Annotated in this window: 10 protein-coding genes and 1 pseudogene; 4 read left to right on the top strand and 7 right to left on the bottom strand. The window is 48.1% G+C overall.

The genetic code is table 11. The features are described from left to right. Positions 1–315 precede the first annotated feature (315 nt). Together BW944_RS04605 and BW944_RS04610 are read left to right on the top strand one after the other, a co-directional pair. Positions 316–867, top strand: a complete 552-nt coding sequence (locus BW944_RS04605; protein WP_076557201.1) for a YpjP family protein — start codon at positions 316–318, stop codon at positions 865–867. 10 nt (positions 868–877) lie between these two features. Next, positions 878–2122, top strand: coding sequence for an aminopeptidase (locus tag BW944_RS04610; protein ID WP_076557203.1), 1245 nt, complete (start codon positions 878–880; stop codon positions 2120–2122). 56 nt (positions 2123–2178) lie between these two features. Here the strand turns inward: BW944_RS04610 and BW944_RS04615 are convergent, their stop codons facing one another. The 4 genes from BW944_RS04615 to BW944_RS04625 all read right to left on the bottom strand — a co-directional run bounded on the left by BW944_RS04615 (position 2179) and on the right by BW944_RS04625 (position 6137). Continuing rightward, on the bottom strand, positions 2179–3168 hold the full coding sequence (locus BW944_RS04615; protein ID WP_076557425.1) for an acyltransferase family protein: 990 nt from the start codon (positions 3166–3168) through the stop codon (positions 2179–2181). A gap of 435 nt (positions 3169–3603) precedes the next feature. Next, a complete protein-coding gene (locus BW944_RS14745) occupies positions 3604–4044 on the bottom strand; it encodes a C40 family peptidase (RefSeq protein WP_234983111.1) in 441 nt (146 codons plus the stop codon). Positions 4045–4153: 109 nt separating this feature from the next. Beyond that, positions 4154–4762 carry a LysM peptidoglycan-binding domain-containing protein gene (locus BW944_RS14750; protein WP_084193622.1) on the bottom strand — a complete coding sequence of 203 codons (609 nt, stop codon included), beginning with the start codon at positions 4760–4762 and terminating at the stop codon, positions 4154–4156. A 25-nt stretch (positions 4763–4787) separates the two neighbouring features. Further along, complete coding sequence (locus BW944_RS04625; protein ID WP_076557427.1) at positions 4788–6137, bottom strand: YjiH family protein; 1350 nt, start codon at positions 6135–6137, stop codon at positions 4788–4790. A 161-nt stretch (positions 6138–6298) separates the two neighbouring features. Between BW944_RS04625 and BW944_RS04630 the strand changes: the two genes are divergently transcribed. Then, positions 6299–6922, top strand: a complete 624-nt coding sequence (locus BW944_RS04630) for a YbgA family protein (RefSeq protein ID WP_076557205.1) — start codon at positions 6299–6301, stop codon at positions 6920–6922. On the opposite strand, the pseudogene BW944_RS04635 reads toward BW944_RS04630, so the two are convergent. From BW944_RS04635 to BW944_RS04645, 3 genes and pseudogenes are all read right to left on the bottom strand, one after another. Continuing rightward, a pseudogene (locus tag BW944_RS04635) lies at positions 6901–7777 on the bottom strand (fructosamine kinase family protein). The gene BW944_RS04630 and the pseudogene BW944_RS04635 overlap by 22 nt on opposite strands. 16 nt (positions 7778–7793) lie before the next feature. After that, positions 7794–8684, bottom strand: a complete 891-nt coding sequence (locus BW944_RS04640) for a GNAT family N-acetyltransferase (protein WP_076557207.1) — start codon at positions 8682–8684, stop codon at positions 7794–7796. 211 nt (positions 8685–8895) lie between these two features. Then, positions 8896–11007 (bottom strand): M6 family metallopeptidase, encoded by a 2112-nt coding sequence (locus BW944_RS04645; protein WP_076557209.1) that lies wholly within the window; start codon positions 11005–11007, stop codon positions 8896–8898. Between the two features lie 304 nt (positions 11008–11311). On the opposite strand from BW944_RS04645, the gene BW944_RS04650 reads away from it, so the two are divergent. Beyond that, on the top strand, positions 11312–12952 hold the full coding sequence (locus tag BW944_RS04650; RefSeq protein WP_076557211.1) for an ABC1 kinase family protein: 1641 nt from the start codon (positions 11312–11314) through the stop codon (positions 12950–12952). Positions 12953–12956 lie beyond the last annotated feature (4 nt).

Genomic DNA, 12956 nt, shown 5'->3' on the forward strand with positions numbered 1-12956 from the left:
GTTTTCAGAAGAGACGGAACCGAGGGGTATAGGTCAAAAGATAGAGGAATCCTGACAGATGCCCGAAAACCAAATTTCTGATAGTATAGAAAAGTGGAAACACCCCGCTTGGAAACTCAGGGTATAAGAAGCCTGTGCTTCATTTCGGAGTGTTTTCCCGAAATAGCCCCGGTTTCCGGGTGTTGGAACTAGCCTAAGAAAAGTGGCACCACTCTGATCGGAACCCCTTATTATAAGCTATAAGCGCTTTTTTATGTAAGCGCTAACCGGAACGGACAAAACATATGAGAAAAGAATGTAAAGGATGCGGTAGCTATGAAAATATGGATGCGGAAACTGTTCGTCTCTCTCGTGGCGATTATGACTCTCGGTCTTTATGTTCCTCCGACACAGATCAACCCGGAAGCTTCGGAGAAGGAACAGATTTCCGGAGAGATGGAAACGGTAAGGGAAGAGAATGAACCGTTCCTTCCACCCGTGACGCTGGAGCATCTTACGGAAAGGGCGAAAGAACAGACAATGAATAAGCTCGGTCCGAGGATCGGCGCCAAAGTGGAAGAAGAGGTCATCGAAGAGATCTTCCCTGAAATGGAAGCGGTCATCGAGTCGTTCGTGGAAGACAAGGACGTACCTATGTATGAAATCACCGAAGATCCTTCTGCAGGATACGGAGAGCGGATTTTCAATCTGATTCATAGCCATACAGGAGAAGAGCTGGCACGTTTTCACGTGCGCCGTGATTTGAGGCCCGGAGAAGGATATTGGTTTAACTTTCACTATCACGTGAAAGAAGACGGGTATGAGACTCATTACCCGTTAGGTGAAATTTTCTGGGATAAAAACACACCACCGAAGTGGATGTCTTAGGAGGAAAATAATGAATACATTTCAGGAACAGCTGGAACGCTATGCGGACGTAGCGCTGCAAAAAGGAATCAACATACAGGAAGGACAGGGGGTCATCATCAATGCCCCGATTGAAGCTTCCGATTTTGTTCACGTACTTACAGCAAAAGCATATGGTCGTGGGGCGAAAGACGTGTATGTCCAGTGGGGAGACAATGTCCTCACTTACATGAAGATGAAACATGCTGCGGACGAGGTTTTGGAAAACTTCCCACGCTGGCGGGCTCAAGGTCTCGAGGAAATGGCGAAGGATGGATATTCTGTCGTCAACGTATATGGCCCGGACCCGGATCTCTTGAAAGATGTGGATTCGGAGCGTGTGGCGAAAGCCAACAAAGCGAGCGCCGAAGCGCTTACGACGTATCGGGATTACATTATGGAAGACAAGATCACCTGGACGATCGTCGCCTTCCCTCATCCGGACTGGGCGAAGAAATTGTTCCCGGGAGATCCGGTGGAATTGGCTCAGGACAAACTGTGGGAACAGATTTTCCACATTACCCGTATCGACAGGGAAGACCCGCTCAAAGCTTGGGATGAGCACAATGAAAGGTTGCGCCAGGCCCGGGAACTTCTCAATGAAAAACAATTCAAGAAACTTCACTATAAAGCACCGGGCACGGATTTGACGATTGAACTTGTAGATAACCATATTTGGGCCGGCGGTTCGGCTGAATCGACGGATGGTGTGACGTTCAACCCGAATATGCCTACAGAAGAAGTATTCACGATGCCTCACAAGTATGGAGTGAATGGCAAGGTGCAAAGTACCATGCCGCTCAACTATGACGGGAATCTGATCGAAAACTTCTCCCTTACTTTCGAAGAAGGAAAAGTCGTCGACTATCAGGCGGAATCCGGGGAGGAATCATTGAGGTATCTGCTTGAAACGGATGAAGGAGCGAAACGCCTCGGGGAAGTAGCACTCGTGCCGATCGAATCCCCGATTTCCCAGTCGGGACACGTTTTCTATAATACCCTTTTCGACGAGAACGCTTCCTGCCATATTGCGCTTGGTAAAGCTTATCCGACAAACGTGAAAGATGGTTCTTCGATGAGTGAAGAGGAACGCGACAAGCACGGCGTCAACGACAGTCTCGTGCATGAGGATTTCATGATCGGTTCTGCTGAACTGGATATTGATGGAGAAAGACAGGATGGTACGTTTGACCCTGTGTTCCGTAAAGGGACATGGGCCGGAGATTTCAAGAAATAATTGAAAAACCTGCAGGGAGTTGATGACACTCCCTGCAGGTTTTTTTCATTGGTAGACTAAGCGCTTGGTTCCGTTTTCCGTTTTCGGGGCAGTTTGGTTTCTATAAGTGGGCCGGCGATCGTCATTATGAACTTCGAGGAAAGTATATAGACGATACCGACCGCAATAGCGAAGACTCCTACTATATCCAGCCAGTGTGTGTAGGTGAACAGATCGATTTTACGGAAAAACTGGATGAAGAAACCGTGCAACAAGTAAACGTAAAGAGTGCGCTGACCGAGCTTTGTAAAGGAAAAATGCCGGCTCGGGACCCAGGATAATACTGCAACCGTCATAACAGCAGCGAGTATATATACACCGAGGCGCAACCAACCCCCGGCCTCCGGAATACCTAGCGTAGCATAAGACTTGGACCCGAGCAGCCACCCCGAACTGAATTCCGGAAACAGGGCGATACAGGTGGCCACAATTCCCATAATTCCTAGAGAGGCCAGGCGGACGGATGGTTTTTGCCATTTTTTCACCTGTTCTTTCGTCAGCCAGTAGCCTGCGAGGAAGAAAGGGAAGAAGACGAACGTCCGGGAAAGGCTATACGTATGGCCGATTTCACTGAAATAACCGATGATCAGTCCGAGCTCGAGAGAAATGAGTATCCCGAGAACCGGCGGTATTCTTTTGAAACCGATCAACAGGATGTGCCAGCAGAACAGGCTTACGAGAAACCACAGGGACCAGTGAGGGTGAAAGAACCCGTTGAACCAGCCACTGTCTCCGAGCGCATAGTAATAGCCGCTGTATACAGCCTGGAACAGGAGGTAGGGAAGCAGCAGCTTTTTGACCATTTGCATAATATAGTTCTTATCTTTTGAACCCTTCGCAAAAAATCCTGCCAACAAAATGAACGCAGGCATATGAAAGGTGTAAATGAAGGTATAGAGACTGTACATAAAGGCAGAGTCTTCCGTCATCGGCTGCATCGCATGACCGAAGACGACGAGTACAATCAGAAATAATTTCGCATTATCAAAAAAAGCATCACGCTTCATTCGTTTACCCTCGCCTTCTTTCTCCATGAAATCTTATCTATTCATACATTGTACTACCTTTATACCCTTTATTGTAGATATTCAAAATAATGTTAGCGGAACGTAAATAAAATGTAACAGGCCTTAGGCGCTTTTATGAGGTGCTCGGGTGAGGGGAAGACGTCTTGAGCACGGTATACTATCCTGTTATGGGGTGCTCGCGCCTTGAAGAGGTATTCTGAACGACGGAATAGGAAAAGAAATGAGGTGCTCACGCCTAAGATTCAGCACTGAACCCCTTATAACTTACCACCCTCCGTTTCTACTGATGCCTCCTTGAATCCCGCAATAGAAAAAATGAGATCCTTAAGCGACAACCGCATTCTGAGCACCTCACTAACTTCATCCAAAAATAAAAAAGCGGAGACGACTGAAGGAGTCGTCTCCGTAAGCTGTTCAATAACTTTTAGCACCAAGGTATCTCTGTTTCCAGTAATTCATATCCATGGAGCTGACCGTAACCCCGGAAGAGGAGCCGGCATGAAGGAACATACCATCGCCAAGGTAAATCCCGGCGTGAGAAGGGCCTTTTTTGTACGTTTCGAAAAATACAAGATCTCCGACCGAAGGAGAAGACACGGGCGTACCTACCTTATGTATCGAAGCGACTGTTCTCGGGATGGAAACCCCGTGCTTAGCGAAAGCGTATTTCAGGAAACCACTGCAGTCGAACCCTTGACCTGGAGTGTTCCCGCCCCATACGTAAGGGGTTCCCATGTACAATTTTGCAGTTGAAATGATAGCACGGGCCGGGAAGGAACTTTCTGCTTCTTTATGGTTTTCCTTAACTTTCTCGAGAAGAAGCGTTTCGCCGGCTCGTATGATCGTATCTTTCATATTATTCATTTCCCGGAGTTTAGGAACCGGTACTTTGAATTTCTGACTGATGGTCCAAAGACTCTCCCCGGGTTGAACCAAGTAGGAGGTGACAGTGACCTTCTTTTCTTCAGGAGAAGAGGGGGGGGTTTTCGTTACTTTTTGTCACCTGGAGGGACTGACCGACATAAATGATGTCCGATTCGAGATCGTTCCATTCTTTCAAGCTTGTCACCCGCATTCCAAGGGAAGAGGCGATTTTCGAAAGATTATCTCCGCGACGCACAATATATGTATGAGAAGGGCCGGGGGAGGGAGAAGCGACGGGCGGCTTTTCCTGTGCCACGCTTCCGGTTCCGGCCAGCTTCAGTTTCTGTCCGATGTGAATCGTGTCGGAGGTAAGGTTGTTCCACGTTTTCAACTTTTGAACGGTAGTGCCTTGGTTCCGTGCAATTTTCGACAAATAATCGCCCGCTTGTACTTCATAAACAGATGAAGAGGGAGGAGGGGAAGAAGGTGGCTTCACTTCTTCCGCTATCCGAAGTTTCTGTCCCGGATGGATGGTCGTGGTGGAAAGTTCATTCAGAGCCATGAGACGATCCACAGAGACTCCGTTCGAAGAAGCGATCTTCCAAAGGGAGTCTCCTGACTCGACTTCTACAGTGTCGGCTTCTACGACAGTAGCGCCGAAACCGGTTATCCCCATCATTACAAAGGCAGAAACTATTTTCTTTTTCATACAAGAGACCTCTCTTCAATTGGTTTTAAAAGATCAAATGAGCAACTAAAGCAATGATAGGCAAGCTGATGATGGTACGTTGCAGGAAGATGATGAATAGATCTGTGATACCTACAGGGACTTTCGACCCGAGCAGGACTCCACCGACTTCCGACATATAAATCAGCTGTGTAACGGACAGGGCAGCGATGACGAAACGGGTCATTTCACTTTCGATGGAAGCTCCGATGATCGCCGGCAGGAACATATCCGCAAAGCCGATCAGAATCGTTTCGGAAGCAGCCTGAGCCGATGGAATCTGCAACAGCTCAAGAATCGGAATGAATGGAGCACCGAGCCACGTGAATAGCGGCGTGAACTCCGCCAGCACCAGGGCTATCGTACCGAGAGCGATGACGATCGGAGCGACCCCCATCCACATATCGAGAACGTTTTGAGCTCCGTTTTTGAAAAATCCTGTAAGACCGGGAGACTTGCTCCCCTGTTTAACGGCCTGTTTGTAACCGTGGGTGAAGACGGTCTCCCCTTCCGGTACCTGGTCACCATTATCCCGCACCTCTTCTGTTACGAAGGTATCCGACTTTTTCGAAAGCGGAGGAATCCGGGGCATGATAAGAGCAGCGATGACCCCGGCAAGGACGATGGTCCCGTACAATGGCACGAACATATGGCCGAGACCGAGTTCCTCGATGACGACTATGGTGAACGTGATCGACACGACAGAAAACGTCGTCCCGATGACGGCGGCTTCACGTTTCGTATAGTACCCTTCTTCATACTGCTTACTCGTTAATAGAACACCGATGGTTCCATCCCCGAGCCAGGAAGCGAGGGAATCGATCGACGAACGTCCGGGAAGGGTGAAAAGCGGACGCATGATTTTCATTAATACTATCCCAAAGAGTTCCAAAAGACCATAGTTCAAAAGTAACGGCAGGAAAAGACCTGCAAACAGAAAGACTGTGAACAGAACGTGCAATAGGGAATCCAGCAGTAATCCACCGGTCACATCAGAGGTGATGGCCTCCGGGCCGATCTGGAAATAAATCATAAGAGCGAAAATCATTCCGAGGACGCGAATAATCGTCCAGAATGGGGTTACATCCAGAAGAGAAGTGAAAAAAGGAGACGAACTCACAATCCTTCGTCCTCCGGCTTTCACCCATAAGGTGAGTACAGCTGTCAGCGTGATGATGAACGTCATGATAAGTGACAGATAGGGTTTGAGTGCTTCTTCGAGCCAGCCGGCAAAGATAGCGACGAGGATGGTCATCGAATCTCCGGATGGAATCGGGATCATGAATAATAGAATACCGAGTATGGATGGTATGATGAAACGTAAATGCGCAGATAGTGGATGGTTCTGGTTGTTCATGTTGATCATCCCTCATTTCCGAGTATAATTATACATCAAGATAAATTTTAATACATGCAAGTTCGATTACCAAGCATTATCGTCCTCCCTTATGTTATTCGATGAAGAAGATAGGGAATCCTTCTACAAAATCAGATTTTTCGTAAAAAGGAGGAAGATTCGTGAAGTACGTAGAAAGACCAGCTGTTTATATAGACAAAGACATAGATATAAGTGATGAACGAGTGAATCGATTGAAAGAAGAAGTGGAAATCACCGGTAATATTTACGCCGAAGAAAGGTTATCCGCTTCTTTCCTTGAATATGCGGGGGAAGAAGAATGGGATCACTTCTGGACGAAAGTATTCACCCTGCGCCGGATGCGCGAGGTGATGGGAAAGGGCTCGAAACGGGAGTTGTTCGATTTTCAATCCGATCATAAATACCTGCTGATGGCCTATTCCCCCTCCATTCAAAAACAGTTGGGACGGCTGCTCGCCCGTGGGAGGGAAGTTCCTTTTTATGAACTGAAGGAAGAGTACAGTCAGCTTCTTACGAAAGCGTTGGAAACTCCCCCGACGAGAGAACGTCACATCAATGCCTGTCAGCATATCGCGGGCCATGTGAAACGTCAGTTATCCCAGGAAGAGAAAACGTTGCTCGAGAATCGGCTGGAACAGTATGGGAGCGGGGAGATTTCCCTGCACGTCGTAAGGCGGACGTTGAAAGAATGGGCCGATAAGTATGAAGACAGTTATATTCAGTCCCAGGCTTATCTGAAGCCTCACCCTTTCGTCGAAGTGTAAGGACGGAGGACACGATCGACGGCGCTTCCGTAGGATTCACCGAAAATATTCAGGTGAACGAGCAGATAGAATAACTGATACAAAGGCTTCACTTCTTCATAGTAGTCAGGCAGAGGGAAATGCTCCTGATACGCTTCATAGAAATTCCGGGGATAGCCACCGAAAAGTTCCGTAAACGACAGATCCATTAGCCTGTCTCCGTAAAAGACGGATGGGTCTATCAGATAAGGTGTGTCACCCGGTCCGGCGATCCAGTTCCCGCCCCACAGGTCTCCGTGTAAAAGCGAGCTCCCGCGATTTTCAGGGATCCATTTATCCAGATTATCCAGAAGGTGGAAGGCGCGTTTCCTCCTGTCCCCCTGAAGCTTTCCGTCCGCTTCGGCTCTTCGCAGCTGCGGGAGGAGACGCTCGTCCCGGTAATAGTCCACCCAGGATGGTCCCATGCTGTTTTTCTGGAGGATCTCCCCGACGAATGTAGGCTGATCGAACCCATAGCTCTCTCCTCCCTGGGAGTGCATACGGGCGAGTCTTTCCCCGAGACGGCTCGTCGTAAGAGAGGAGGGGGTTCCGGCTGGAATATGTTCCAGGATAAGCCAGGCGTCCCCCTGTTCGTTTTCATCATAATGGTAAACGGCGGGGACGTGGATGGTCTCCGTCTCCCTGATGAGCTCAAGGCCTCTGGCTTCCGCCTGAAAGAAATAGGGGGGGGGCGTCCCTGTTTCTTTTAGCGAAATATTCCTGCTCTTCGGTTTTGACGTAATAGGCTTCATTGATGTCCCCGCCACTTACGGATTTTTGTTCTGATATCGGTGTGTGGTCCCCGAGCCGGGGAAGGATATCTTCTAAAGAGCTCATGGTTATCCTCTCCTTCTTAATGGATCAGTCTCGGAGGCGGCTGCGTTTCGATCGTTTTATTGTAAGCGAAGATGGTATGCCATTCATAAAAGCCGATGCGCTTATACAGGCTTTCCGCCGCTCTGTTGGCCTCCCGTACGGAAATGGTGATATAGGAAAAGCTTTCGTCCCGGAAACCTGTCGATAAAGCATAATCAAGCAGAGCGCTTCCGACACCTTCTCCCTGATCCCCGGACGCGACGTTCACAAAGCAGATTTCCCCTTCTTCTCCCGGTAGAATGGTCTCCATATAAATATATCCGGTAAGGACGCCTTCATCAAAGTAGCCGAGCAGGTGATGGCCATCCTCACGGGAAAGTTCCATCATTTGCGCTGTCGTGTAGTAAGCCCCGTCCGGATGGAGAGAATCGAGTTCGGCTTTTCGATCATCATCGAGTGGCCGGATCGGTTCATCTGAAAAGGACGGTGTGAAGGAGGATTTATCAAGACGAAGCGTCTTTTCGATATTATATAATTCGAATTCATAGTTCTCGGCGAATGCCAGCAGTTCTATATTGACATCAAAACAGGCGAGTTTCGCCGCATCGAAATACATCTCAAGCGTCAGGGAGGCTTTTTGCCAAAGTCTTTCGAAAATCAACGTTTCCTGCTTCGTCGCAAACGGCCCGAGGAGCCGGCAGACCTTCTGTTCAAAAAACGGAAGGATCCCTAGGAACCCGACGATTTCATCATCATCCCAGGCGACGAAGGCGAAGGGGTCATTGAGCTGAGTGAGCCCCCAAATCTGTTCGAATATTTCTTTCGGATCGGAAGCGAGCCAGGCGACGAAATGCTTATCATCATCGTTCATCCGGTGCAGCCATTCCGATACCGGGCGTAAATCTTTTACTTCCAGTTCTTTTATCATCAAGGGAATCCCGTCCTCTCTATGTACAAGTATACCTCTATCATGTCAAAAATGAAGAGAAATGAAAAGCGGAGGGGACCTATATTGGAAGTTCTGGAACGTCGCCTTGAACCGACTCCTACGTTCAATAGGGAAGTAGGGAAGGAAGAAATTGGTGATGAACCCCCCTGGAAACGAAAAAAAGCCAACCGCAGAGGGCTGGCTTTTTTTATCAGTTCCGTTTTCCTTTGTTTTTCCTGTTTTCTTTGTATTCGATTTCGTATTCGAAGTCCACGTATTCCGTGCTGTCCTGAGGTGCAGCGTAATGAGTCGTCATGTACGTTTTACCTGGACGGAACACCTTCTGCAGTTCTAATGCATCTTCATCTGTGATATTGAAAGGGTCGACGTGCACGACCTGGTATTTACCATTCTTCTTCTCTTTGAAGAAGGACACGCCGTAGTTCACGTAGTTCTCATCCAGTTCTGCCTGAGAGGTGAAGTCTTCCGTACTTTCCCCGCTGTAGGAAACACCGGCTTCCGGAATTTCGATGTTATCGAGATACCAGCCTTCTTCCATGTGTCCCCAGTCGGTAAGGTAACGGAAGGAGACGAGAACTTCTTCCCCTGCATATTCGGATAGATCGAACGTTTCGTTACGGAAGGAATCCGTCATCCCCGTAAAACCGGGCACGTTGTCTTTGATTTTCGGATAGCCGTTTTCCACGACACTGTCTGTCGTATTTTCATTGGAAAGGGAGGTCCACGTGTCGCCGCCATCCGTAGATACCTGTACGACTCCGAAATCCCAGTTCTCTTCAATCTGAAGGTAATGATCGAAAGACAGAGTCGCCTCGTCAAGACCAGTGAGGTCCGCCTCGAAAATCATGGCGTTGTCCATCTCATCGCCTTTGGTACTGTAGAATACATTGTTGTTCTCATTTAAAGGATCCTCCGTCGATTTCCACTGGAACGGCAGGAAGTCCACACCATTAAAGTCGAAGGATTCCACATTTTCACCCGGCTCGAAATCGAACTCTTTGAAATCTGTACCCCAGGCAGGAACGCCTTCTTTTTCGAAGTCTTTAGCGGATTCGAAGTTCACCGTTTTTCCTCGGGTCCCGTCTTCGGTCTCGATATCTCGGAGGTCGATGTTTTCGAACCCATATTTACCTCCTTTGAATTTGTTGTCATCCATGACGAGTGCGGACGTGAAGTCTCTGTACACTTCGTCGAAGGATTTATCGATACCGAATTCGTCATAAGCCTGTTCGAAGCTTTCGATGCTGTTGAGTTCGCTTGTCGCTACGGAGCGGATCAGTTCCTGGCCGAATTGCTCATAGTTATACAGAGTGAATAACTGGACGAGTCCGTAGTCGGCGATCGTCTCCGGTCCTGTCTCGGCATTCACGTGCTCATCCCAGGCTGTCAGGGAGTTTTCGGGATGATCGAGAAGGAAGTTGATGGAACCTGTACTCATGCCGTATCCTCCCAGATACTCGGAGAAAGTGGACATCCCTTCGTTGACCCAGGATGTTTCATCGCTGTCATAATCGGCATGGATCAGGTGCTGGAGTTCATGGATCGTCGTAGAGAAGAACGTTTCCTCCAGCCGCTCGTCCCAGTCCCGGGAGTCGATCGTGATAATGTTACGGTCCGTATACTGTTCAATCGTCTGCCAGAAGAATCCGGCGACGAAGAACGGGTAGTCCGGGTCGTTGTAGTTGTCGTCTTTGATATTGTTGATCAGGATGGTGATCTTTTCGTCGTCTTCAGTTTCGTAATATCCTTCCGGTACAGCACCGATATCCTCAAGCAGCGCATTTGTACCATCGAGTGAATCCTGCTTGCCGAAGAAGTCGGTCGCTTTCGGGTAAATGTTCGTGTCGAATTCTTCCGCGAGTTTATCGACCTGCGCCTGAGTGATCGTGTGTGCTTCACGCTCATCTCCTTCCGGGAAAGACAAATCGTTTGCAACCCATACTTCTGCATGTTCTCCTACACTGCGCAGGGTGAATTCCTTGAAGCTGAGGTCACGGTCGAGAAATTGTTTGGAGCCCCCGTCGTATGTAAAGTGAGAATCTCCTTCGCTGTCCCCGCTGCTCTCTTCTTCATTGAAATTGGTATTCTTCGCATTTTCTTTGATCGTTTCGATCGCTTTCTGTCGAAAACCTTCCTGTTCCGATTTTTTCTGAAGCATTCCGTCGATGTCGATCTTGTCGCTGTAACGTTCTTTGTTCCAGTCGGCGTAATCTTCGGTTGATGATGTTTCGGCACTTGCTGTCGGAGCAGCGAGTACCAGTGATAGTGCCCCGGCGGTCAGCCAGGTGGATAGTTTCCTCATTTCTTTAACCCCCTGTTACGATTTTTAGTACAACGCCCATTATGAAGAAAATTCTTAAAATTTTCAAAATTGTTCAAATAGTTAAAAAGTAACAGCTGAGTGAACAGCTATTCAATAAGTGAACAGAATCCTTCTAAGGATATATATGGGAGTTATTTACATATAGTTCATTATAATCACCAAAAGTAAAAAAAAAGTAATAACTGATCTAAATGTATCAATTTGAACTTTTTTTTGGGTTGAACGTACAGGAAATAGGGTAGAAGTTAAAATACATATAGATGAGAGATGAGGGGGGAAGGCGTTGAATTCGAAGAAATACATAGGAATATACCGGATGTACATCATCATCTGGATGTCTATAAAGTTTTTATGGAAGATCTTCTGGTTCCAGAAATTGAATCGTATCTGGGATCAGGACACGGAAAGAAAGTGGGAAGAACTCCTTAAAAAAATGGCGACGGAATATAGGCAGCGCGCTGTTTATCTGGGGGGACTGCTTATTAAGTTCGGGCAGTTCCTGAGCTCACGAGGGGACCTTCTTCCTGCTTCTTTTATACGTGAGCTGGAAGGGCTCGTCGATCGTGTACAACCCGTCCCCTTCTCCTTTTCGAAGGAAATCATCGAAGAGGACTGGCAGGAGTCGCTTGAAAAGCGAATCGCTTCGATCGATGAAGATCCTGTCGCTTCCGCGTCCATCGGAGAAGTTTACAAAGCCTACCTTCATGACGGAACACCGGTCGCTGTAAAGGTGCAGCGGTACCGGGTGAGGGAAATATTCCAGACGGACTTCAAGGCGATGAGGGTCGTTTTCTGGATGCTGAACCGTTTCACCATCTTCGGGAAAAAGGCAGATTTACCTGCGCTCTACAAGGAAGTCGTGGCTGTGATGAGTAATGAACTCGATTTTACGATGGAACTCGAGAACGGTAATTATTTCCGGAAGCGGTTCGAAGACCACTCCAACGTCTACATCCCTGAATATTTTACGGATTTATCCACCGGCCGCGTACTTGTGATGGAATGGGTGGAAGGAACGCGGGTCACCGATATTTCATTCATCAAACGGCATAACCTGGACCGGGAGAGACTTGCCCGTACGATATTCGATCTGTGTGTAGAACAGTTCGTCAATGCCGGAATGTTTCATGCGGACCCTCATGCGGGAAATATAATGATTAAACAAGATGGTACTGTAGTCATTCTGGACTTCGGCATGGTCGGAAAAGTGAAACGGGAAGACGTCGAACATATCCGTGCTATCATCGAAGGGTTTATCATAGACGACTATGACCGGATCATCGCTTCCCTGAGAGATATGGACTTCCTTCTCGAAGGTGCCGATACGGAAGCGATGAAGAAGATGATGCGGCGTATGCTCACCATGTATCTGAGCGAAGATATGAGTAACCTGGATGCTACGGTGATGAACGAAATTCTCGAAGATATGCAGGATTTCGTGAAAGATCAGCCGATTCAACTTCCGGCCGATTACGCATTCCTCGGCAGGGCGGCCTCTATGATTCTCGGAGTGCTGATGGTCGTTCACCCGAAGATGGACATCGTCGCCTGGGGCAAACCGGTGATCAATGAGTGGATGACCGGTAATCAGTCCAAATTCGGTTTCTACAAAAACATCGCCAAAGAAACCGGACAGCCTCTTCTTTCCCTGCCACGAGCCCTTGTCGAGTATCTCGAAGATGGGGACAAGGAACGGGAGTGGCAAAGGACGAAGCAGCAGCAGTCATTATGGCATCATTATTATTTCTTTTACGCTGCGATGACATTTTTCATCGGAATCATGACTCTTTTCGCGTCTTTCCTCATGCCGGCGTCGTGGCAGGCTGTGCCGGTATGGGTTTTCTATCTGGTAGCCGGCTTCAGTTTCGCCGGAACGCTTCTATTTTCCCTGAAGCATGCTAAAATGATTAAAAACATTACGTAGGAGG

The sequence above is a fragment of the Salimicrobium flavidum genome, assembly GCF_900156645.1.
Taxonomy (GTDB): Bacteria; Bacillota; Bacilli; order Bacillales; family Halobacillaceae; genus Salimicrobium; species Salimicrobium flavidum.

Bases quoted from the DNA above. Each gene is read 5' to 3' on its own strand.
- BW944_RS04615 (WP_076557425.1), bottom strand. From the start codon at position 3,168: ATGAAGCGTGATGCTTTTTTTGATAATGCGAAATTATTTCTGATTGTA.
- BW944_RS14750 (WP_084193622.1), bottom strand. From the start codon at position 4,762: ATGAAAAAGAAAATAGTTTCTGCCTTTGTAATGATGGGGATAACCGGT.
- BW944_RS04605 (WP_076557201.1), top strand. From the start codon at position 316: ATGAAAATATGGATGCGGAAACTGTTCGTCTCTCTCGTGGCGATTATG.
- BW944_RS04640 (WP_076557207.1), bottom strand. From the start codon at position 8,684: ATGATAAAAGAACTGGAAGTAAAAGATTTACGCCCGGTATCGGAATGG.
- BW944_RS04625 (WP_076557427.1), bottom strand. From the start codon at position 6,137: ATGAACAACCAGAACCATCCACTATCTGCGCATTTACGTTTCATCATA.
- BW944_RS14745 (WP_234983111.1), bottom strand. From the start codon at position 4,044: ATGAAAGATACGATCATACGAGCCGGCGAAACGCTTCTTCTCGAGAAA.
- BW944_RS04645 (WP_076557209.1), bottom strand. From the start codon at position 11,007: ATGAGGAAACTATCCACCTGGCTGACCGCCGGGGCACTATCACTGGTA.
- BW944_RS04610 (WP_076557203.1), top strand. From the start codon at position 878: ATGAATACATTTCAGGAACAGCTGGAACGCTATGCGGACGTAGCGCTG.